Here is a 21105-nt window from a genome sequence, read left to right on the forward strand (position 1 = left end):
CTAGCGAATTTTATCAGCTTCGAAGATACGAAGCCCCGTTGACATCGATGATGGCCCCGGAGGAATATTCAGCCCCTTCCGAGGCCAAAAAAAGGATGGCATGGGCCACTTCTTCGGGTTTTGCCATACGCCGAAAAGGGGATTCTGACAAAAGGCGTTCTTCCTCCTCGGGTGTAAGGGCTTGCGTTCCCATATCCGTTTCCGTAAAACCGGGGGCCACTACGCCCACATAAATTTTGTGAGGAGCCAGTTTTTTTGCAAGCGACTGACTCATGGCATTCAAAGCAGCTTTGCTGGCCCCATAGGCCGGGGCATTGGGCTCACCCCGAAAAGCTCCCCTGGAGGAGACGTTTACAATGCGCCCTCCACCTGATTTCATCATGGCTTGGGCCGCCCAATAGCTGAGGTTGGCCGCGGCAAATAAGTTGGTCTTGAATATTTCTTCGAAGGCATCGGTCCAGTCATCAAAATCAATTTCATCGATCCCATGGCGCAAAAAGATGCCTGCATTGTTCACCAAGACATCGAGCCGTCCATAGCTTTTTAGGAAGTCGTTAATGAGCGCTTTGGGGCCTTCTTTTTTTGAAATGTCTTCTTTAAAAAGTCGGTGCCCCTCTCCAGGCAATGCCGCCAATGTTTGTTTGGCGGCTTCTTCGTTGTTCCGAAAATTGATGCCCACTTTGGCTCCTTTTTGGGCAAAGGCAATTGCTGCTGCCTTTCCAATGCCTCGGGAGGCGCCTGTGATCAACACATACCTATCCGTAAAATCCATATATGAAGATTATGATCAATTCAATTATTCCATGGCTTGCTTGTTCCTCTCGTTCCAGTTATTGATTTGCAACACGATAAAATCTCAAAGATGACCTGCACAATTTCCCCAATAGCGTAAAGCAAGTATTTGGAGAATCGGTTTTCTTGAAGCAGTTTTTGATGGATTTTCCGGAAGAATTTAATCATGGTCAAGCTTTTGATCCAGAATTTTCAACAAGGTTTCGGTATCCTCCCGTATTGTCGGATAGACATTGCTTTGCTGAAAGTTGAAAAGTACAATGACATTATACAAAAGATTGTGATATAATCTGTATTGTTCTGAATTTAAGTCGAGCTGCCAATCTTTTACCGAGATATGCTGCTTTTTTGAGTATTTGTTCTCGTACAGATTATCTGTGGCCATCACATAGTCTTTCGTAATTTCTATAACACCCTCTAGGGTCTTTCTTTCATAGTATTGGAAGATCTCATGACTGTTTTTAAGCTTTGCAATGGATTCTTTCTCTTCTTTGGAAAAAAGGGAAATGTTGCCGGTGGCGTTCAATTCATCCAATATAAATGAAGATTTGTTAAAAGTATTTATGGCGTAGTCGATACTGTCTTTTTTTTGGCCAAGGATAAAAATGTCAACATTTTCTTGGTTATAGTAATCAATATACTCTTCAATCTTTCGCTTATGTATGGCCATTAAATTTTCAAGTTGATTCAAGGTGCTTAAATCGGCGTTGAGTTCGGTAATAAGGCTTATTCGATATTGTTGTAGTTGATTTGCTTTCTTTTTGTCCTCATTCCAGTTATTTATTCCAAGCGCAATCAAAATACCAATGACGACTAGGATGATTTCACCTACAGCATACAAAAGATATTTGGAAAACCGATTTTCCTGAAGGAGTTTCTGGCGGATTTTACGGAAGAAATTAATCATTGTAGGTTGGCTATGTGCCATAAATATAACAAGTTATGGCTTATGCTCCTGAATATGTTCCATTTTGGGAATGAAACTAGTTAAAGGCCTCGGTCAACTCCATTTCCAAATCTTTTTTTAATGGAGGACTTAAAGTGTTGTCTTGTTCTAACAATATTTTTGCTTGACGATAATGGGACTGTGATTTTTCGATAAAATTATTTTTTTCAAAATAGTAACCAAGACGGTAGTGGTTCAAAGCGGATTCAGGGTAACTTTCCACTGCCATTTCATATAAACGCATCCGATTAACGTAGTCTGGGTCTTTTTTCCAGGCCAACCAGTTTTTAAAATCATTGTAAAAGGTGTTTGAAAATGGTTTGGCATTTCCTTCGGAAATATGGGATTGGTAGATGCTGTCAATAGCGGACATCCCATTGGCGACAAAAAGATTCTTGAGTACGGCCATGTTGGGGGGAGGGTTGAATCCGTCCAATCTAAAAAGCGTATCGACCGTCTTTTCAAGGGATTTGGGTATTCCCCCACTGTAAAATTGATCCAATTTTTCCGATTTACTTTTCAGTTTGGCATCCAAAAAAGCCAATACCAAATCAGAAGTAATTTTAAATCCCATTTTGGTATCACCTTTTGGTTCCCCGATAATGTTGGGAATGTATTCCTCGAATACCCCAAAATTTAAAAGATGAAACTCCGTCATTCCCGGGAAATGGGCAAAATAGCGTTCACTATAGGTCAAATCATAAATGAAATGGGGTGAAATGCTAGGGTGGGGCGCATAAATCGCCATTATTGGAATAGTAATGTTTTGTGGTTGATAGAAGCTGGTCTCATTCAAAATGTCCTGCTCAAACTGACTTAAAAACCCACCTTCCAAGCTTATCAGCGCTTCTATCTTTTCATTACGGGAAGCCAAAGCTGCGCAGAACGACGATTCAATGGCATTGCCCATTAAGGCAATTTTGTTTTGGTCAACATTCGGAAGCTTCAGTAATTCTTGCAGTGCGAATTCCAAATCGTCCACAGCAACCTCCAGTCCCAGAACGGAGGCGTCAATAGGATGGGAAAATTGTCCCTTCAAGGACACACCTGCCACGATGTAGCCATGACTTGCCAATAATTCGCAGAGGATACTTTGAAATGCTGGGCTTGACCCATTTGGAAATATGACCAAAGGGAATTTTTGTTGTAGTGCTGTTGAATTTAACGAAGCATTTGTTTTCAGGCCCAGGAGCGCGTCCATTTGTTCGGGCCCAAAATCCTTACCTCCTCCAAGTTCACGCACCTGATACGAAAAAACTTGTTTGTAGAAGGAATCATTTTGGTTTAGGAATTGATTTTCGGTCTCAACAGTGTTCAACCTTGCAAAGTGATGAAAGGGCAAAAGTTCCTGATCGTTTTCTTCTGCAGGATACCAAATGTGCAGGGGTAAATTTCTTCCCGCTGATTCTACATTTTTGGGATAGAGCTTTCCTCCCCAATCGGCATAGGGAACATTTTTCCGGGAAAGATCTGACACGAAAAGTGTCTTAAAACCAACTGGATGTTCGCCATAGTCCAAAAAACTGGTGAACGCTTCTTGATTTTCATTTTCTGGGGGTTGCTGGCATGCGCCAAAAATGAACAGAACAATCCAAAGCATCTTCTTATTCTCCATGTGGATTATTTTACTCTGATGGTTACATCGTTAAAAATCTGCTTCCATTCTTTATCTTTTAAATAAACACTGGCCCATCCGTTCCAGACCAATCTGTTTTTATCAGAATAGGAGATAGTAGCTCTAAAAAAACGGTCCTCAATTACGTTTTTTGGAGAAATGGCATTGAGTTGTTGGTTCTCTTTATCCAAAAACCATTTGTGCTGCCCATGCAATGGAAAATCATGTGCCAAGGAAGTCACCAAAAAAACATCCTCCTTTTTATGATAGTTGATAAGGTAGGCATAGGCACGTTCTTGTTGATTTCTTTGGTCCACTGTTTTGGATTCACATTTAATAAAGCTTCCATTTAAATAGTATTCGCAGGTTCGGCTCCCAAGTTCCTGATACTCTTTTTCCGTACCTGGGTAAATAGTCTCAACGACTTTCCATGTGCCAATCAAAAAATCAAGGTCATTAATGGATTGCGAAAGTAATGTGTTGAAGGCAGCAAGGAATAGCATTGGCAATATGGATTTTTTCATTGGATTATGTTTTTGCCCAATGTAATCTTGTTCCGCTATCCAGAGGTATCAATGCCTGTTTTTAGGTCTCAAAAAGAGAATTTTCCGCTCTTTTTTGTGTTTTATACTCCCTTGGGGTAAGGCCTGTGTATAATTTAAAGATCCTATTGAATGTTGCTTTTGAGTTGAAGCCGGAATCATAGGCCAAACTGATAATTTTAAGGTTGTGGTTGAGGGGATCTTTGAGCTTTTCCTGTACATCACCTATTCGGTATTCGTTGACGAATTGGTAAAAGTTTTTGCCGAGCCCGCCGTTAATGGCCTCGGAAATATTTCTTTCCGGAATTCCCATCATTTTACTTAAAGAGGAAAGACTCAATTCAGGGTCTCTAAAAAGCTTTTGACCTCTCATGCCCATGTCCAGTTTGGTAATAATGGTAACGGATTCATCATTAGAAATTTTGGCTTCCAAGCCATCAGCTTTCTTGATTTGTAAAGTCTGTGCCTGCCTATATCCATGAATGCTCAGCCAGTAGAGGAAACATGCATAACCCAAAAGCACCACTGACCTATACGTGTCCCATTGACCAAATAATTCCTTTCCACTAATCCCTGTACTTATTGCAAGAAAAATCAAAATCATTACAAATGATGCCATTATGATCTTGATACAATTTTTAATCCAGCCAAGATCAAGGCTGTCCGTATTTGATACATGGTCAAGTAACATTTTTTGATACCGCACAATCATTTTTAGAGATAGGACCATGTAAACAAGAATAGATATGACGGCTGCTGATTCCAGAATTTCCGCAACAAAATGAAAGTAGTGCCAAGGGGTCTTACTTCCGGGGAAAATAGCATGGAATATACTGTGCAGATAGTTCAGCAAAATGGGAGAAAAATGCCAAAGATGTATTTTTTTGAATCTTTCCTGAGGGCGGGTAAGAGTCCTCACATAAAAATAGAACGAAGGCCCAATCCAGTATGATACCGAAAAAGGCATCCAGGCAAGCCATCGGTATTTATGCCATATGGAAGGATCCAACATATACGGGGTAAATGTCAGGCACAGACATAGGATGCTCATGGAAAGAAAACGATTGGCAAACCGGTTTTCCCTTTTTTCCAATAACAATAGCCCAAAAACAAAGCCATTGGCCACAGCACAAATTGTTATTAGTTGAATGATGGAAATGTTAAGTTGCATGCGCAATTTTGTTTTGAGGCGTCTTCCTTTTCCGCTACCTTTAAAACTACAAATTTCAAAACTATGCGGAGACTTCTTCTTTTTCTTCTTGCATCCAGTGCCCTGCAATTCACAATGGCACAAAACCAAAGTTTTTCCTATCTCGATATTTTTGACATACAATATGCTGACGATCCGCAGATTTCTCCAAACGGAGAGTGGGTGGTCTATCGAAGGATGGGTTTTGATATCCTAAAGGACCGATCCGTGGGCAATCTGTGGATGATAAGGACCGATGGTAGCCAGCATCAAAAGCTCACTGCCCGGGAAACCAATGAAAGTGAGCCGCAATGGTCACCCAGCGGTGACCGTATCGTTTTTTCCAGTACCACGGATGAGGGATCGGAAATTTATATGTATTGGGTTGCTTCAGGGAAGGTCGCAAGGCTATCACAACTTCCGTTTAGCCCAAGTTCGTTGACATGGTCACCCGATGGAAAACAATTGGCATTTTCAATGAACGTGCCCCAAGACCCCCCGGTAATAGCCAAAATCCCTAAAAAACCAAAAGGGGCCGAGTGGGCCGAGGCACCCAGAATCACAGACCGCGTGTACCATGAAGCCGATGGCAGGGGCTACATCAATCCTGGATTCAACCACATATTTACAATTCCTGCCGATGGGGGAGCCCCGCGCCAAATCACTTCTGGCGATTGGCACCACAGGGGCGCATTGTCCTGGTCTCCCGATGGTACAAGAATATATTTCTCCGCAAATCGGGTAGAGGATTGGGAATATCGTTTCAGGAATAGTGAGGTCTACTCCGTAGATGTGAAAAGTGGCGAAATCTTGGCCTTGACCGATAGAAACGGACCAGATTATGATCCTCAAGTATCACCCGATGGAAAACAGATAGCCTACTTGGGCTTTGAGGATAAGGTACAAGCCTATCAAACCCACAAATTGCATATCATGAATGTGGATGGCAGCAATAAACGGATGATTTCTGGAGCTTTGAACAGAACGCTGGCCCAAATTCGATGGGACGAAAATGGGAAGGGGCTATATCTGTACTACGATGACAAGGGGAACGGCAAAATTGGATATATCTCCCTATCCGGAAATATGCAAAAGTTGGTGGACAATGTTGGTGGTACAACAGTGGGGCGACCCTACGCCAGTGGATCCTATAGTATTTCAAAAAATGGCACTATGGTGTTTACCCAGACGAGACCAGACTATCCTGCTGAGTTGGCGATATTGAAACCAAAGACAAACAACCCCATAAAGATTACAAACCTGAACAGCGCTTTGCTCAATTACCGAAGCCTCGGCAAGGTGGAGGAGGTGTGGTACAAATCTTCTTTTGATGGACGGGACATTCAAGGTTGGGTCGTTTACCCACCAAATTACGATAAGAACAAAAAGTATCCCTTTATGGTTGAGAACCACGGAGGACCTATTTTGAACTACGGAGATCGCTTCTCCATTGAAATGCAGCTCTATGCCTCAGCGGGCTATATTGTTTTCTATCCCAATCCAAGGGGGAGTACCAGTTATGGGGAGGAGTTTGGAAATCTGTTGTTCAACAACTATCCCGGACAGGATTATGACGATGTTATGGATGGTGTGGATCACTGCATTAAAATGGGAATCGCACATGAAGACCAATTGTTCGTGACCGGAGGAAGCGCCGGTGGCATCATGTCGGCCTGGATCATTGGGAAAAACAATCGGTTTGAAGCCGCGGTGGTGGCCAAACCCGTCATGAACTGGATCAGCAAGACGCTCGTGGCCGACAACTACTTCTATTATTATGACCATCGCTATCCCGGACAGCCTTGGGAAAATTTTGAGGGCTATTGGAAATTTTCACCCATTTCGCTGGTTGGCAACGTACAGACCCCGACCATGGTAATGGTGGGAATGGATGACCTGAGAACGCCGCCCAGTGAGGCCAAACAGTTGTACCATGCGCTTAAATTGAGAAAGATTGAGACGGTTTTGGTGGAAATACCTGGAGCAAGTCATGGCATAGCAAGCAAACCAAGCAATTTAATGACCAAAATTGCACACACCGTGGCGTGGTTCGATAAGTTTAAGAGCAAAGATTGATGCATCTTGATTGGAACATAGCACTGCTCCTTGTTGTCACGTTCCAATTGTTTTTTATTTCCGTTTTCTTGCTCACCATCAAGAACAGGAAAAGGGCAGGCAATTTGGTTTTGGGAATTTTCTTTTTGGCCTTGGCAATCAACATTGGAGATTTGCTGCTGCAACTCACCGATAGAAACCACGCTTTTCCACTCTTTTTTCTACTTGATGATACACTTCTGTTGCTTTTTGGCCCATTGGTCATTTGGTATGTGAGGTACAATATGCAGAAAAACTTCAAAATTGATTTAAAGCAAATAATACACTTAATTCCTTTTTTGATTTGCTTAGTAGGCTTGTTTTTAGTGTATTCCTGGGGTGCACCTAGTTATGAAGAAGCACAAAACGCCGTGACCCAGGGAAGCTCAAAAGCAGTTTTCTGGGTATCGATAATATTCTACACCCACCCTTTGGTTTACTTCTGGTGGAGCAAGAGTATGTTGAACCGGCATAAAAATGCATTAAGGGAAAACTATTCTAATGCGGTAAAGGTGGACTTGAAATGGCTTGATTTTATCCTAAACTCCATTGGGGTTATTTGGATATTGGGCATGGTCCATTCCATTATTCCATTTTCATCCCTCGGAGAATATCTGCACATCAGCCTGTTGCTTTTCACCATTGTTTTGTTTGTATTCATCAATCGAGTGCTGTTCAAAGCCCTTAAAAAACCGCAATTGTTTTTACAACCCTTGGAGCCCATGACCAAAAAGTATGCGGGATCCAATCTTGGGGAAGTGCTGAGCAAGAGCCTTGCAAAGAACCTAGCCCAAAAAATGGAATTGGAAAAGTTGTACAAGAATCCAGACCTTACCATTTCAGATTTGGCGAATCTGATGGATTTGTCCACCAAGGAAGTCTCGCAGATAATCAACCAAACTTTCGGCCAACACTTTTTTGATTATGTGAATTCTTACCGAATCGATGCTGCCAAGGAACTTTTGGCAAGAAAGGACCACCAGATGACCATACAGGAGATCATGTATGAGGTTGGTTTTTCCTCAAAATCATCGTTCAATACGGTCTTCAGAAAAAAAACGGGGGTGACGCCTACAGAGTTCAAACGTGGGCAAAAAGAAGCTAAATGGTAAAAGGGTTCGGCTTCCTGAAATAAAACCGTAAAACCCCAAATGATCTTTAGCTTGGATCCAAAATCAATCTTTAGATCATGGAAACAAAGCTCAAATATAGATGGGGAAGGTTATTGAATCAGAATAGAACAGCCATTATTGTTGAAATAGCCCTTGTTTTTGGCCTTCCCATGCTTTTTATGGTTTTTGTGTCGCCATACGCCAAAGGAAATTTGCTTGCCGAGCATGTTGTGGTCTGGTTCACCAATGCCATTATGATTCTACTTATTTCGATTGGACTTTGGTTACGGGGTGAAAGTTGGAAGGATTTTGGAATAACGCTGCGTTTAGGGAACACCAAGGAACTTTTACGGGTATTTTTATGGTCACTTTTGGTCTTTGTCATTACACTGATCGCATTTGGATTGGGATATAAAGTTGCCATACTTTTTTTGCAAACCGATCTGCAAATGGATATGTCCGGCTATGAATATTTAAAAAACAATACAGGAGTTTTTATTCTCTCATTGGTGGGGGTATACGTTATCTCCTCATTTGGTGAAGAATTCATTTATAGGGGGTTTTTGGTAAATAGATTGGCATGGCTTTTTAACGGCATAAGGTTCAAAAATGTGGGAGCTATCCTTTTGAGCTCAATCTTATTTGGATTGATCCACTATAAATGGGGTGCCATAGGCATGGTTCAGACTTTTTTTATGGGATTGGCATTAGCCAGTAGTTATGTTCTTTTAAAAAAGAGATTGAACATCTGTATATTGGCGCATGCCTATATGGACAGCTTGTTGTTTTTAAATATCTACTTTGGATAAATATTGAATTAAAATTTTAACCCGTTTGCATCGTTATAGCTTAGGCACGCGACACTAATTTCATGAAAAAAAGACACTGGTTTTGGAACTTGTTGATAGTATTGACCCTCATAGTCTGCCTGATGGCCTTTGTCATACATTACAAAAATTGGCATAAAATCAAAGAGGGCGAGCTACGAATACTATCAGGCATATATTACCAGAAAGTCCCCTTGTCCGAAATGGACAGCATCACCATGGTCAATAGGTTGCCCGAAATGGAACGTTCATCCGGTTTTTCATGGATGATGAAGGAAAAGGGTATTTTTTTGGATTCCTTGAACCAGACAAAAACCTACGTTTTTGTGGATGATCTTACCCAACAAAAAATAAGGTTGGTCCATCATGATTCCATCAAAACGTTCTTTAATTTTCAGGACAGCATCCAAACCCAAAAAATATATGCTATTTTGCAAACAGAATTAGAGAAAGCCAGAAAGAACCATAACGATTTTTAGCATCGTATATGTAACAAAAACTTAAAATGTCCCAGATGGATATGAGATTTCTTTCCGCTTTTGTATTCCTGCCAGCATTGATTTTTTCCCAAAACACCATTTCGGTCCATGTAAAAAATGTGGATTCCACCTTGGGCCAGGTAAACGTGGCTGTCTATGATTCGGATGACACTTTTTTGTCCTTCGACAAGGTGCTTAAAACAGGGACCGTTCGTGCCCACAAGGGCATGGTCACACTAAAAATTGAGGATTTGCCCGTAGGGGAGTACGCCCTGGCCGTGTTTCATGATGAAAATGCGAACGGACTTTTGGACACCAATTGGCTGGGCATACCCAAGGAGAAAGTGGCATTCTCCAAAGGAAAGATGCATACTTTTGGACCACCTAAATACCATGAATGTTCCTTTATGGTCACTTCGGACTACGAAATCAGCATAGAGTTATAAAACTATGGAAACAATTTTCCTCGCACAGGTCATGGGAGCGCTTTATGGTTTTTTGGCCATAGTGTTAGGTGCTTTTGGCGCTCATGCCCTAAAACAAAAATTGACCCCCGAACTGTTGCACAGCTTTGAAACAGGGGTCAAATATCAAATGTACCATGCCATTGTACTCATTGTGTTGAGCTTTAACCTCGGTTTTGATAAACCTTTGGATTCAGCTATCGTCAATTGTTTTATTTATGGTACCCTTTTGTTCTCTTTTAGTATTTATGCACTTTGCCTTAGTGGAGCAAAGGGTAAAAAGCTACGCTTTTTGGGCCCTGTTACTCCCATCGGGGGATTGCTTTTGGCTGCTGGATGGGCCTTGTTGCTCTACAGCTTTGTAAGCCCAATTATTTAACGGTCAAAGTCTCAGGTACATATTCCCGTTAATGGTGTTGAGCTCCAGGCGATACTTTGCCTGATCAAAACTCCCCTCCACTTTTTGTCCCACGTGGCGGTCGGCGACTTTCAAATTCAATTTTTGGTCTGCATAAATATTGCCATGTATGGTCTCCGCAATCAATCGGGAGTTGTTGACCACCAAATCTATCTCGCCGTTTATGGTTTTCAGGTCCATATCCCCTTCATACCTTCCAATGGTTATATTGCCATTGATTAAATCTGCGATGAAGTCCCCCTCGATGACCTCGGCATTTAAATCCCCATTGATGCTGCTCACCTTAAAAGAAGCATTCTTTGGCACATAGAGTACGTAGTTGAATAGATAGGTCTCATTGGTATGATAATACCTCTTCCTCCCCTCCGGAGCATCTTTGTTCCATTCGTCATAAAAGGCCTTGAACAGGTCTTCAGGATTGGAGGTAATGGAAATGGAACTGCTACTTTCCCTAATGTCCAATTTATATAGGTCCAGGTACTTTCCATCCTTGGTGGTAATGTCGGCCTTGAAGTAAACGGTGGACTTGTCCCAGGTTTTTACCTCAATATCGGAAGCAAACCTTACATCAAGAGTTATAAATTGATTGGAATGATCAAACGTTTTCTCAACGATTTTCTGGGCACTTGAAGGCAGACCTAATAGGCCCAGTATTAGGATAAGGGCAAATTTTCTCATGACTGTTCGTTTTTATGATGATGATTATTTCTTTCTTAAGTAAATGTTTCCGTTGGTGGATTTTAGGGAAATGGCCACCCCACCATTGTTGATGGAGGCCCTTATTTTTCTTCCGGTCCAAGACTTTAGGCCATCCTTTTCCTCCCTTTTTATGTCAAAATTGGTATAGATGTCACCATTGGTGCAATTCATGGAAAGATTTGCAGGGGTGTTACCGGGCATGGTCACATCCACGGCACCGTTGGTATTGTAAATGGAAATGGGGGAGTCCTGATTTATGGTGCCAAACTCAACCGTGATTTCCCCGTTCAGTGCATTGGCTGTGACGGGGCCATTCACATCCCTGAGAGCAACGCTTCCATTGAGCTGGGCGTCCGCTTCAATCTCCCCTGTAAAGCCATATATTTCAATATCGCCGTTCCAAGTGCTTTTCACGGAGACATTTTGGTTTTTGGGGAGAAAGATTTCGGCACTTTCCGATTTTCTCAGACTCTTTACAAGCAAGGTGTTCCCATCGGCTACCACATAGAAACCAACTTCGGTATTGTCATTGCCTCCCTCGCCCACCAGTCGGAGTCCTTTGGCTTTTTCGGAAACTTTGTGGGCGCCACTGCCTTTTATCAACAGTTCATTGGAATTGTGGGTACGGACAACGATATCCGCTTTGGACTCGATTTTTACCCATTCTATCCCGCTAAGGGATTTGGTGTAATCGTTCTGCGCGCTGGCCATGGTCCCTAAAAATAGGGCCATAAATGCAAGGGTTAATTTTTTCATGATTTTTCGTTTTTTGATGTTTATATAATTTTTGGCAATCCTTCTTTTATCTGATTTTTAATGAAAGGCTGGGTATCTTCCTGCTCCAACAATTTTTTCATTGGGGCAATGGCCTTTTTTTCCTGCATCTGTACCAAAGTCTGTATGATGGCAATCTGGATACTTGGATTTTTTTCGTTTTCAAGAGCTTTTATGAATACATTTTTTACCGTTTCAGAAGCCGTGAACCTGGATAGTGCCTCAAAAGCGGTCAGTCGCACATTGTCGTTTTCGTCGTGCAAAAAACGGTCCGCCAAAGCATTGATTATGGCCTCATCCGGATTTTCGAACTCCTCAATATAGCTTACCCCCTGTATTCGTTTACTGGCCGATTGGTTCTCCATCAAGGAGAGCATCGCTGTCTGTTTCATTTGAAGACTTTCATTTTGAAGAGCCAAAAGATTCTCATTGGCCTTCCGTTGTTGGAAAACCCCTCCCATTTGAAAGGAAGCTATCAAAAGCGCAATACTGGCCGCCACCTTGAGGAGATTGGAGGCCCAATTGGATCCATTTCTTTCCTGGGAGATGGCAACCACTTTGCGCGCGGCCTTTTTTTCCATTTTCAGGAAATCCTCAAAGTTCTTTCGGAGCCTTTCGGTGGGAACTTTAATTTGGTCCTCGTCCATGGCTTGAAACAATACGCTGAGTTCTTCCAATTCTTTCCTGCATGATGAACAAGCTTCCAAATGCAGTTCTACGGCTTTTCTCTCTTTTTGGGATAAGGCCTTATCCAGATAATCTGGAAGTAAGTCCGAGATATGATTTTTTTCCATGGTCATATGGTTTCCAAATAGATTTCCTTTAGTTTTTTCAATATTCTGCAGACTTTCGTCTTAACGGCCCCGGGCGTACTGCCCACAATCTCGGCAAGCTCTTCATAGCGAATGTTGTTGAAACGGTTCAGCACGATCAACTCCCGTTCAGGGGCACTCAGTTTATTCAATGCACTCTGTAAATGGGAATAATCCTCCCGCACTTCGTTTTCATTCTCAATAATTTCATGATCAAGTTTATCTGCACCCAAATGGTTTTTGTGATTTCGGACAAAATGGGTCTTCAAATTGTTTCTGGCAATGGTGAACAACCAAGACAGAAATGAACCATTGTTATAGGAACTTCGATACTTGATCAACTTGTAAAACACATCCTGCGTTAAATCCTCGCTCAACATACTATCCCCGCACATTTTGTATAAAAAATTATATACATATTTATGATGCCTATCAAAAAGAACTTTTAGCAGATCTAGATTGCCCTCGGCGACCTTTTGCATTATCATTTCATCTGAAAGCGTTTCCAAACGTTGTTTTGTGTTAGTGTTTGACCTATATAGTCCGAAAACTGGGAAAGGTTACAACAAGATCAAAAAAAAAGATTGTAAATGCCAAAAAGTTGGTGGCAAGGATGAAGTGGAACGGAATATTATGAACACCCGCAATTATCGGACCCGCAGTCCTTGGAATGTTTTTTCTTTCCCGGCAGAAACGATTTCGGAAGCACAAATCTCCAGAGCAAATAACATATCGCCACCCCTAAAACAATGTAGACCAATATGTGCTGAAGGGTTTCCATTTACTTCAGGATTTGATATGCCGTCAATGCCACAAGATATGCAAAAGTGCTCATAAATACGAGCTGAAGCAGGGGCCATTTCCAAGAGTTGGTCTCCCGCTTTACTATGGCCAGCGTGCTCATGCACTGCATGGCAAAGGCATAGAAGAGCATTAGGGAAATGCCCGTTGGCAAATTGAACAAGGGGTTTTTGCCAGAGGGGTCCAATTCTGCCGCCATTCTATTCTTAATGGTCTCTTCCTCATCGCTGCCCACACTGTAGATTGTGGCCAAGGTGCCCACAAATACCTCCCGGGCGGCAAAGGATGTCAATACCGCAATGCCTATTTTCCAGTCGTATCCCAGAGGTTTTACCAGGGGCTCTATCGCTTTTCCCATATAACCGATATAAGAATGCTCCAATTTATAACTGGCAATTTCTTGGGCCCTTGCTTTTTCTCGAAGTTCAGTGGTCATAAGCTGTATGGAATCCTGAAGGGATTTTAGTCCAACGGCATTGGTTTGATCCACCACGCTAAGTTTTGTGCTTCGAACGTAAGTGCTTATATTGTTTTGAATGTAGTTTTTGCTGTAGTCGGAAAGTCCCTTTTCTTCAATGCGCTGGGTCACTATGGTTTCAGCATTTTTGAATTCCTCTGAGTGACCATTGGAGCCCAAGAACCATAGCACAATGGAAATCGCCATGATTATCTTGCCCGCACCGAACACAAAGCTCTTTGTTTTTTCCAGCACGGTGAGGGCCACATTTTTCATAAGTGGCAGACGATAGGTTGGCATTTCCACCATAAACAGGGATTTGCTCTTGATCTTCAAGATCTTGTTCAGTACCATGGCGGACAGTATGGCCATACCAAAACCCAAGAGATATAGGAGCATCAATGTAAGGGCTTGGTAGCTCAATCCTAAAATTCTTCCTTTGGGAATGACCAAGGCTATAAGGATAAGATATACCGGCAACCGCGCGGAGCAAGTGGTAAATGGTGTCACCAAAATGGTGATCAGCCGTTCTTTCCAGTTGTCAATGGTACGGGTAGCCATTACGGCGGGAATGGCACATGCCGTTCCAGAGATAAGGGGCACCACACTTTTGCCGCTCAGACCGAACGGGCGCATCAACCGATCCATCAAGAAGACAACCCGGCTCATGTATCCCGATTCTTCCAAAAGGGAGATGAACAAAAACAAAAAGGCAATCTGCGGAATAAAAATGACGATTCCGCCGATACCCGCAAGGATGCCCTCGGCCAACAAATCGGTAAAAACCCCTGGAGGCAAGGTATTCTTGATCCATTCCCCGGCATTGGCAAATTGCTCGTCAATAAAATCCATGGGGTAGGTACTCCAATCGAAAATGGCCTGAAAGATGGTCAATAGGATGGCCAAAAAAATCACATAGCCAAAGATCCTATGGGTCAGGATTTTGTCAAACGAGGACCTGAGGCCCCTGGCGGCCTGGAGATCTACTTTGTAGGTTTCCCTTAAGGTGTTGTTGATGAACTGATAGCGCAGTGCTGTCTCCTTGTGCTGAAGCTTTTTGAGTTCCACCTTGGATTTTGTGGCGAATGAAGTTGCATCTTGTATCCTTTTTTTTTCGATCGGCATAAAGTTCACATCCTGGGTAATCACGAGCCATAGTTTGTACAAATCTTCCTTGGGGAAGGCCTTTTGTAATCGGTCGAAATATTCTGGAGCGATTCGGGAAGCATTCAGATTTGGTAAGGTGGAGAGATTTTTATGGTCCGCAATGAGTTCTTTGATGCGCTCAACACCTTGATTTTTTCTTGTACTGACCAGGGCAATCTTGGTGTCCAACTTCTGCTCCATCAAATCCAAATCCAAGGAAATGCCTTTTCGGGACATCCGGTCAGACATGTTGATGACCAAAACGGTTGGGATTTTCAGGTCCTTGATTTGGGTGAACAGGAGTAGGTTTCTCTTGAGGTTTTCCACGTCGCTGATAACCACGGCAACGTCGGGATAATCCTTGTCCTTTTTGTTGAGCAACAGCTCCACGACAACACTTTCGTCCAATGAGGTGGTGTTGAGGCTGTAGGTGCCGGGAAGATCTAGGATGTGGGCTTTTTTACCTTTTGGAAGCTTACAGATACCTTCCTTTTTTTCAACCGTGATACCGGGATAGTTGCCCACTTTTTGTTTGAGTCCCGTAAGTTGATTGAAAACCGAGGTCTTACCAGTATTGGGATTGCCAACCAAGGCAACTTTGATGGTTTCACTCATAGGGTTTGGCTATCATCTACAATTTCCAGCTCGATCAACTGGGCCAAAGATCTCCGTATGGCAATATGGCTCCCACTCAAATTGATGTACAAGGGGTCGTTCAATGGGGCAATTTGGATCAGTTCAATGCTGTTTCCCGGCAAACATCCCAATTCCATGAGCTTTACGGGAAGCATATCTTCCGAAAAACTCTTTATTATTCCCCGTTGTCCCTGGGAAAGATCTGCTACTGTGGGCACGGCACTTATTTAGATTGATTATAAGTAAGCAAAAGTAAGTAAAAAAGGGAAACCTACCTCTTAAAAGAAGGATAAACCGGTCTCCTATTCCAGATAGCTGGTACGGAGCACTTCAAGATCCTGGAGCAATCGCCCCACATCTTCCTGATCGGTACCATCGTAAAAGCCCCGGATACGCCGTTCTTTGTCCACCAAAATAAAATTTTCGGTATGGATCATGTCATACGGTCCGCCGTCGCCATCATTTTTTACCGCCAGGTACGATTTTCGGGCCAGTTCGTAAATCTGCTTCTTATCACCAGTTACCAGGTTCCATTTTTCGTCAAAAACACCCTTTTCCAAGGCATACTTCTTTAGTTGGGGAACCGAATCAATTGCTGGAGTAACGGAATGGGAAAGCAAAAGCACATCTTGCTTGTCCAAAATGACCTGCTGTATTGCCGCCATGTTCTTGGTCATTATTGGGCAAATAGTTGGACAGGTCGTAAAGAAAAAGTCGGCCACGTAGATTTTGTCCCTGTAGTTTTCTTGCGTGATGGTCTCCCCATTTTGGTTGATAAGTTCAAAATCCCCGATGGTGTGGTACTTCTTTTTGTAGTGCAAGGTACTGTCCACCAAAGTCTTGTCCACCATGGAAGGTTGGTATATGGGAAGTGCTTTCTTGGGTTCCAGGGCACCATAGAACAACAGGACAATGACAATGGAAAGCCCCAACAGCACCATCCCGAACATTTTGTATTTGGCAAAAAATGACCTCATGGACCACAAAATTACTACCGGTCTTGCCATTGTGCCAATGAAAAGTGAAGTTTTTGTTGCCAAAACTTTCTTAAATCGCGGTTATACAGAAATCATCTTTTTATTAACAGCACTAAAAACGTACTTTTGTCAGCTTTAAACCAGATGTTGTAGTAGATGGATTTATTCACACAGATAATAATGTTCGTACTGATAATCTCGGTACTGGTGATTTTGCATGAACTTGGACATTTTATACCGGCTAAGTTGTTCAAGACCAAAGTGGAAAAGTTTTATCTTTTTTTTGATGTAAAGTTTTCCCTTTTTAAGAAAAAAATAGGGGAAACGGTGTATGGCATTGGATGGCTTCCCTTGGGAGGCTATGTGAAGATCGCCGGGATGATCGACGAGAGTATGGATACCGATCAGATGAAGGAGGAACCAAAGCCTTGGGAATTCCGCAGCAAGCCAGCGTGGCAGCGATTGATTATTATGTTGGGAGGAGTGACCGTTAATTTTCTTCTTGCATGGGCCATATACACTTTTATGCTCTACAAATATGGTGATTCTTATATACCTTCCAAAAGCTTAAAATATGGAATAGAGGTAGATTCAATTGGCGAGAAGCTTGGATTGAAAACGGGCGACAGAATATTGGCCGTAGATGGTAAAGAGTCAAAAAGATTCAATGAAGCAGTCTTAGACATTATACTGGGAGACGAAGTAACTATTGAGAGGGATGGGGATGAAGTTACTATTCCACTAACGGATGAAGGCAAGCGCATTGTTTTTCAAACACAGGGAAGAAATTTCATAACCTATAGGTCCAAACCCAGAATTGCCATTGTTTCGGATTCTTCCGTGGCTCAATTATCTGGAATGTTACCTGGAGATGAAATTCTGGAAGTCAATCGCACACCAATTAATTACTGGGACGAGTTTAGAAATAAAATCCAATCTTCAGCAAATCAATCCTTGAACATAACCGTTAGGCGAGATGGGAAGAATGAGGAGCTTTCATTGATAGTGCCAAAGGAAGGTAAGATAGGAATAGTATTGGATTTTCAGGATTTGACGACAACAGATAAGTTTGGTTTTATTGAAGCAATTCCGGCAGGATTTACAAGAACCATCAAGGTCCTGACCGATCAAGTGAGGCAGTTTAAGGTCATATTCAATTCTGAAACAGGGGCATATAAACAGGTGAAGGGGCCCATCGGCATAGTTGAGCTAATGCCCACTTCATGGGACTGGACATTTTTCTGGGGATTCATGGCCATGTTCTCAGTATGGTTGGCTTTTATTAATGTCCTTCCTATACCCGCTCTGGATGGCGGGCATGTGATGTTTTTATTGTATGAAATAGTAAGCGGGAGATCTCCAAGTCAAAAAGTGTTAGAGAAAGGCCAAATTGTGGGATTCATACTTTTAATGGGATTGATGTTGTTGGTTTTTGGAAACGATATTTGGAATATTATCAAAAGATTCATTTAGGAAAAATTCTTTGCGGTGTTTTAAAGAAACACCTATATTTGCACCCGCTTATAAGGAAATATTCCTCCTTAGCTCAGTTGGTTAGAGCATCTGACTGTTAATCAGAGGGTCGCTGGTTCGAGCCCAGCAGGGGGAGCCCAGTTAGACAAGCCGCCGTTCTTGGCGGCTTTTTTGTTTAGGTCATTCTTCAATCCACTGTGATTATTGGCAACCAAAGCTATAAAGGTGTTTAATTTGTAGGTTCGATATTTTTCACCGGTAAAAATTAATTTCTCAGGGTATATCGAATCAATTAACTGTTGCTTAACCTCTATAGTCATGCCTTGATAATGTTTGCCTAGATTTGTAATTAAGAAAAGTCCATTCCTAAAGTATTTTTCAAGATTTGTTTCTTTTCTTTTGCATGCCTCTAATTCTTCATTAAGGATAGAGATTCTGGACTCCAATTTATTTGTTAATCGATTGAATTGAACTGTATCGATTTCTTGTGAAAGATAGTCTTCATCCAGTTTATCCTTTTTAAGTATTTCCTTTTGCAATCTATAATTTATGCCTTCCAGTTTTTTCTTTTTACTCCTTTCTTTATTCTTGAAGATATCACGCATTGTTTCTTCATATAGCTCTGCCAAGGATTCTGTTATTGATAGTTTTTCAAGCTCTTTAATTAATAGATTATTGGCCAATTCAGAACTAAAACGTTCTTTACAACCATTCTGACAGTGGTAATAAGAATATCTCTTATTTCTGCCTTTTGAAGTACTAGCTGTTAAATTATTTCCACACCGTTTGCAAATTAGACGACCTCTAAGGGGAAAAAGCACATTAGTTCTATTTGGAGTTGATTGTCTTCTTTTATTTCCACTCAAAACGAGTTGCACTTTATTAAATAGAGCCTCCGAAATAATTGGTTTATGATTTCCAACAACAATCTCCTCCGGCTCATCTTTCCAAGCATCGATTTTGATTTTGCCGATATAAAAGTGATTTCGTAATAGATTGTAAAACTGTTGTTTAGAGCATTTGAATCCTTCAAAGTTCAATTCCTTCCTTATGGTGTCAATTGGTCTTTGATTAAGAGAGACTTCTTCAAACGCTTTTCTAATGAATTTCGCATCCTCAGTTACTTCTATTGTCTTGTCACGTGTATTGTTTATGTAGCCTTTTGGCGCTTTCCAAACCCACCTCCCCAATCTCATTGCTTGTCTTAACCCTTGTTTGGTATTTAATCCCCTACGTTCGTTCTCTACTTGGGGCATAACCATGTTGAGCATATATGCGATTAGATTCTCCGGAATTGTCAAGTCTATGTCGTTTTCTAAAAAACGAAGAGTAACACCCAAACCTCTTAAGTATTCAATCATTTTAAGAGACTCAAACACATTTCTTGAAAACCTGTCCATTCTAACACACCACAATTCTTTTATAGATATATTTCTATTTTTTATATCCAAAAGAAGCTTATGAAATTCTGGACGTCTAAAATCCTTAGCCGAATAGTCATCTTGATAATGCGCAACTATACTTTTGCCTAATTCTCGACATTTTTTCCTTAGTCTGCGTTCTTGGTCTTGCAAGCTAAAGCCATGTTCCTTTTGCTCGTCTGTTGAAACCCTAGTGTATATTGCTACATTCATCATCATTAGATTTTAGGAAAAGTTGATAATCAATTTCACCTAATTTGTAAAGAGTATCTCTTATTACTTCAATTTCCTTATCAGTATACTTTTTCGTCCCTTTGTTCAGTATTTGTTTACATTTTTTAATTGAAATCAATTTCTAATTCAAATGCACTTATAACCCTTTTGTTTAAAGTAGTCAAAGCTTATTTTCATTAGCACTTTAAGGCTGCGTGCCTTTAATATTTAGTTTTTACTTTTCTTATGTACCCTACTACATGTCCATTCTCAACTATTGTCTCAATTCGTTGATGGGTATATTCATTCAAAATTTTATTGAAAACAGTTTTATTCTGTAAAATTTCTTCGGCTTCAATTCTGTTAATTTTCCCATCCTTTGTTTTGGTAACAATGGTTTTAAAGAGTCCGGATCTTAGCATAACAAGTAAATCTGCTTCAGCTTCGTCAACGGCAATCTCCTTTGTAGTAAATGAATTCGGAATTGATGGGAATAGTTTTCTAATCTTCTCGACAAGACTAATTGAGATATGACTTCCAATTAATCCAATTTCTTTTGTGGACTCAATGTTCCATTTGAAATTTACTTCCCCACTCCCATCTGATAAAACCACAAGATATATAGGTTTCGGATTTGATAAAGTTTGAACTACAAACATTTCTAATAATGGGAACACAGAATAATCTAATTTTTCGGAACTAAAGGTTAGACTTGATCGTAGATTTTTTATACAAGCTAAAGGCAAATTAAACCGTCTCAAGTCTTTTACTATTTCTAGCCAAATTATTTCCATTGGACTATAGATACGCCATCCCTTACCATTGATTCTATTATCATCAATTATTCCTTCACTTTCCCAATGATTAATTATCCGAGAGCTAACTTTTTCAGAAAGTTTAATTCTTGGGGTATTTAAATGATTTGAGATTTCCTTACCTCTTGCGCTATGGAAGTATTTACTATATGCAATAATAAGATCGTCTCCCCCAAGGGGTATAATTCTTCCCATAAAACTTACATTAGTGTAAAGTTTAAAGATAATAAAACTTACATTAATGTAAACTTTTTTAAAGTGTATTTTTAATTGGAGAACATGAAATATTTTAAAGAATTCTCTATTTAGAATTTAAAAAGAAAGGTTTTAGGTTTTTTATCTAAAAATTTCATTCACCTGTCATAAATTGTACTTTGCAGTCAATACTTACAATAAAAAACCG

General features: G+C 41.1%; 22 protein-coding genes and 1 tRNA gene. 9 read left to right on the plus strand and 14 right to left on the minus strand.

Annotated elements, in window-relative coordinates:
• Positions 1-13: 13 nt before the first annotated feature.
• From K7G75_RS04075 to K7G75_RS04095, 5 genes are all read right to left on the minus strand, one after another.
• Complete coding sequence (locus K7G75_RS04075) at positions 14-772, minus strand: SDR family NAD(P)-dependent oxidoreductase (RefSeq protein WP_222982948.1); 759 nt, start codon at positions 770-772, stop codon at positions 14-16.
• Positions 773-952: 180 nt separating this feature from the next.
• Positions 953-1699, minus strand: coding sequence for a DUF6090 family protein (locus K7G75_RS04080; RefSeq protein ID WP_222982949.1), 747 nt, complete (start codon positions 1697-1699; stop codon positions 953-955).
• Between the two features lie 76 nt (positions 1700-1775).
• Entirely contained in the window at positions 1776-3353 is a 1578-nt protein-coding gene (locus K7G75_RS04085; RefSeq protein WP_222982950.1) for an acyl-CoA thioester hydrolase/BAAT C-terminal domain-containing protein, read from the minus strand.
• A gap of 5 nt (positions 3354-3358) precedes the next feature.
• Complete coding sequence (locus K7G75_RS04090; protein WP_222982951.1) at positions 3359-3877, minus strand: hypothetical protein; 519 nt, start codon at positions 3875-3877, stop codon at positions 3359-3361.
• 61 nt (positions 3878-3938) lie between these two features.
• A complete protein-coding gene (locus K7G75_RS04095; RefSeq protein WP_222982952.1) occupies positions 3939-5066 on the minus strand; it encodes a helix-turn-helix domain-containing protein in 1128 nt (375 codons plus the stop codon).
• Positions 5067-5129: 63 nt separating this feature from the next.
• On the opposite strand from K7G75_RS04095, the gene K7G75_RS04100 reads away from it, so the two are divergent.
• The 6 genes from K7G75_RS04100 (at position 5130) to K7G75_RS04125 (ending at position 10439) form a co-directional block, all read left to right on the plus strand.
• Positions 5130-7160: a S9 family peptidase gene (locus tag K7G75_RS04100; RefSeq protein ID WP_222982953.1), complete on the plus strand. Its 2031-nt coding sequence runs from the start codon at positions 5130-5132 to the stop codon at positions 7158-7160.
• On the plus strand, positions 7160-8290 hold the full coding sequence (locus K7G75_RS04105) for a helix-turn-helix domain-containing protein (RefSeq protein WP_222982954.1): 1131 nt from the start codon (positions 7160-7162) through the stop codon (positions 8288-8290). The genes K7G75_RS04100 and K7G75_RS04105 overlap by 1 nt, the downstream gene beginning before the upstream one ends.
• Before the next feature lie 77 nt (positions 8291-8367).
• Positions 8368-9099, plus strand: coding sequence for a CPBP family intramembrane glutamic endopeptidase (locus K7G75_RS04110; RefSeq protein ID WP_222982955.1), 732 nt, complete (start codon positions 8368-8370; stop codon positions 9097-9099).
• 62 nt (positions 9100-9161) lie between these two features.
• Positions 9162-9596: a hypothetical protein gene (locus K7G75_RS04115; protein WP_222982956.1), complete on the plus strand. Its 435-nt coding sequence runs from the start codon at positions 9162-9164 to the stop codon at positions 9594-9596.
• A gap of 35 nt (positions 9597-9631) precedes the next feature.
• Positions 9632-10042: a DUF2141 domain-containing protein gene (locus K7G75_RS04120; protein WP_262420238.1), complete on the plus strand. Its 411-nt coding sequence runs from the start codon at positions 9632-9634 to the stop codon at positions 10040-10042.
• A 4-nt stretch (positions 10043-10046) separates the two neighbouring features.
• Entirely contained in the window at positions 10047-10439 is a 393-nt protein-coding gene (locus K7G75_RS04125) for a DUF423 domain-containing protein (RefSeq protein WP_222982957.1), read from the plus strand.
• Positions 10440-10442: 3 nt separating this feature from the next.
• On the opposite strand, the gene K7G75_RS04130 is transcribed toward K7G75_RS04125, so the two are convergent.
• From K7G75_RS04130 to K7G75_RS04160, 7 genes are all read right to left on the minus strand, one after another.
• Complete coding sequence (locus tag K7G75_RS04130; protein WP_222982958.1) at positions 10443-11156, minus strand: DUF4097 family beta strand repeat-containing protein; 714 nt, start codon at positions 11154-11156, stop codon at positions 10443-10445.
• Between the two features lie 24 nt (positions 11157-11180).
• A complete protein-coding gene (locus K7G75_RS04135; protein ID WP_222982959.1) occupies positions 11181-11933 on the minus strand; it encodes a DUF4097 family beta strand repeat-containing protein in 753 nt (250 codons plus the stop codon).
• A gap of 20 nt (positions 11934-11953) precedes the next feature.
• Positions 11954-12745 carry a HEAT repeat domain-containing protein gene (locus K7G75_RS04140; RefSeq protein WP_222982960.1) on the minus strand — a complete coding sequence of 264 codons (792 nt, stop codon included), beginning with the start codon at positions 12743-12745 and terminating at the stop codon, positions 11954-11956.
• 2 nt (positions 12746-12747) lie between these two features.
• On the minus strand, positions 12748-13272 hold the full coding sequence (locus K7G75_RS04145) for an RNA polymerase sigma factor (protein WP_222982961.1): 525 nt from the start codon (positions 13270-13272) through the stop codon (positions 12748-12750).
• 272 nt (positions 13273-13544) lie between these two features.
• Positions 13545-15782, minus strand: coding sequence for a ferrous iron transport protein B (feoB, locus tag K7G75_RS04150; RefSeq protein WP_222982962.1), 2238 nt, complete (start codon positions 15780-15782; stop codon positions 13545-13547).
• On the minus strand, positions 15779-16021 hold the full coding sequence (locus K7G75_RS04155; protein ID WP_222982963.1) for a FeoA family protein: 243 nt from the start codon (positions 16019-16021) through the stop codon (positions 15779-15781). The genes feoB and K7G75_RS04155 overlap by 4 nt, the downstream gene beginning before the upstream one ends.
• A gap of 84 nt (positions 16022-16105) precedes the next feature.
• The gene (locus K7G75_RS04160; protein ID WP_222982964.1) at positions 16106-16780 is read right to left on the minus strand and encodes an SCO family protein; all 675 of its coding nucleotides are present in this window, start codon (positions 16778-16780) and stop codon (positions 16106-16108) included.
• Between K7G75_RS04160 and K7G75_RS04165 the strand changes: the two genes are divergently transcribed.
• The 3 genes from K7G75_RS04165 (at position 16779) to K7G75_RS04175 (ending at position 18389) form a co-directional block, all read left to right on the plus strand.
• Positions 16779-16919 carry a hypothetical protein gene (locus K7G75_RS04165; RefSeq protein WP_222982965.1) on the plus strand — a complete coding sequence of 47 codons (141 nt, stop codon included), beginning with the start codon at positions 16779-16781 and terminating at the stop codon, positions 16917-16919. The two genes, K7G75_RS04160 and K7G75_RS04165, sit on opposite strands and share 2 nt — an antisense overlap.
• A gap of 17 nt (positions 16920-16936) precedes the next feature.
• The gene (rseP, locus tag K7G75_RS04170; RefSeq protein ID WP_222982966.1) at positions 16937-18253 is read left to right on the plus strand and encodes an RIP metalloprotease RseP; all 1317 of its coding nucleotides are present in this window, start codon (positions 16937-16939) and stop codon (positions 18251-18253) included.
• A 62-nt stretch (positions 18254-18315) separates the two neighbouring features.
• Positions 18316-18389, plus strand: a tRNA-Asn gene (locus tag K7G75_RS04175).
• Here K7G75_RS04175 and K7G75_RS04180 read toward each other — a convergent pair.
• Positions 18355-19887, minus strand: a complete 1533-nt coding sequence (locus K7G75_RS04180; protein WP_222982967.1) for a recombinase family protein — start codon at positions 19885-19887, stop codon at positions 18355-18357. The two genes, K7G75_RS04175 and K7G75_RS04180, sit on opposite strands and share 35 nt — an antisense overlap.
• Before the next feature lie 221 nt (positions 19888-20108).
• A complete protein-coding gene (locus K7G75_RS04185) occupies positions 20109-20897 on the minus strand; it encodes a MerR family transcriptional regulator (protein ID WP_222982968.1) in 789 nt (262 codons plus the stop codon).
• Between the last annotated feature and the right edge of the window lie 208 nt (positions 20898-21105).

Origin of the sequence: Flagellimonas meishanensis, assembly GCF_019880545.1 — a bacterium.
Taxonomy (GTDB): Bacteria; Bacteroidota; Bacteroidia; order Flavobacteriales; family Flavobacteriaceae; genus Flagellimonas; species Flagellimonas meishanensis.

Coding starts and splice junctions, on each gene's coding strand:
- K7G75_RS04075 (WP_222982948.1), bottom strand. CDS start 772: ATGGATTTTACGGATAGGTATGTGTTGATCACAGGCGCCTCCCGAGGC.
- K7G75_RS04085 (WP_222982950.1), bottom strand. CDS start 3,353: ATGGAGAATAAGAAGATGCTTTGGATTGTTCTGTTCATTTTTGGCGCA.
- K7G75_RS04185 (WP_222982968.1), bottom strand. CDS start 20,897: ATGGGAAGAATTATACCCCTTGGGGGAGACGATCTTATTATTGCATAT.
- K7G75_RS04105 (WP_222982954.1), top strand. CDS start 7,160: ATGCATCTTGATTGGAACATAGCACTGCTCCTTGTTGTCACGTTCCAA.
- K7G75_RS04165 (WP_222982965.1), top strand. CDS start 16,779: ATGGACCACAAAATTACTACCGGTCTTGCCATTGTGCCAATGAAAAGT.
- K7G75_RS04110 (WP_222982955.1), top strand. CDS start 8,368: ATGGAAACAAAGCTCAAATATAGATGGGGAAGGTTATTGAATCAGAAT.
- K7G75_RS04100 (WP_222982953.1), top strand. CDS start 5,130: ATGCGGAGACTTCTTCTTTTTCTTCTTGCATCCAGTGCCCTGCAATTC.
- K7G75_RS04140 (WP_222982960.1), bottom strand. CDS start 12,745: ATGGAAAAAAATCATATCTCGGACTTACTTCCAGATTATCTGGATAAG.
- K7G75_RS04160 (WP_222982964.1), bottom strand. CDS start 16,780: ATGAGGTCATTTTTTGCCAAATACAAAATGTTCGGGATGGTGCTGTTG.
- K7G75_RS04130 (WP_222982958.1), bottom strand. CDS start 11,156: ATGAGAAAATTTGCCCTTATCCTAATACTGGGCCTATTAGGTCTGCCT.
- K7G75_RS04080 (WP_222982949.1), bottom strand. CDS start 1,699: ATGATTAATTTCTTCCGTAAAATCCGCCAGAAACTCCTTCAGGAAAAT.
- feoB (WP_222982962.1), bottom strand. CDS start 15,782: ATGAGTGAAACCATCAAAGTTGCCTTGGTTGGCAATCCCAATACTGGT.
- K7G75_RS04090 (WP_222982951.1), bottom strand. CDS start 3,877: ATGAAAAAATCCATATTGCCAATGCTATTCCTTGCTGCCTTCAACACA.
- K7G75_RS04115 (WP_222982956.1), top strand. CDS start 9,162: ATGAAAAAAAGACACTGGTTTTGGAACTTGTTGATAGTATTGACCCTC.
- K7G75_RS04120 (WP_262420238.1), top strand. CDS start 9,632: ATGGATATGAGATTTCTTTCCGCTTTTGTATTCCTGCCAGCATTGATT.
- K7G75_RS04180 (WP_222982967.1), bottom strand. CDS start 19,887: ATGAATGTAGCAATATACACTAGGGTTTCAACAGACGAGCAAAAGGAA.
- K7G75_RS04125 (WP_222982957.1), top strand. CDS start 10,047: ATGGAAACAATTTTCCTCGCACAGGTCATGGGAGCGCTTTATGGTTTT.
- rseP (WP_222982966.1), top strand. CDS start 16,937: ATGGATTTATTCACACAGATAATAATGTTCGTACTGATAATCTCGGTA.
- K7G75_RS04095 (WP_222982952.1), bottom strand. CDS start 5,066: ATGCAACTTAACATTTCCATCATTCAACTAATAACAATTTGTGCTGTG.
- K7G75_RS04135 (WP_222982959.1), bottom strand. CDS start 11,933: ATGAAAAAATTAACCCTTGCATTTATGGCCCTATTTTTAGGGACCATG.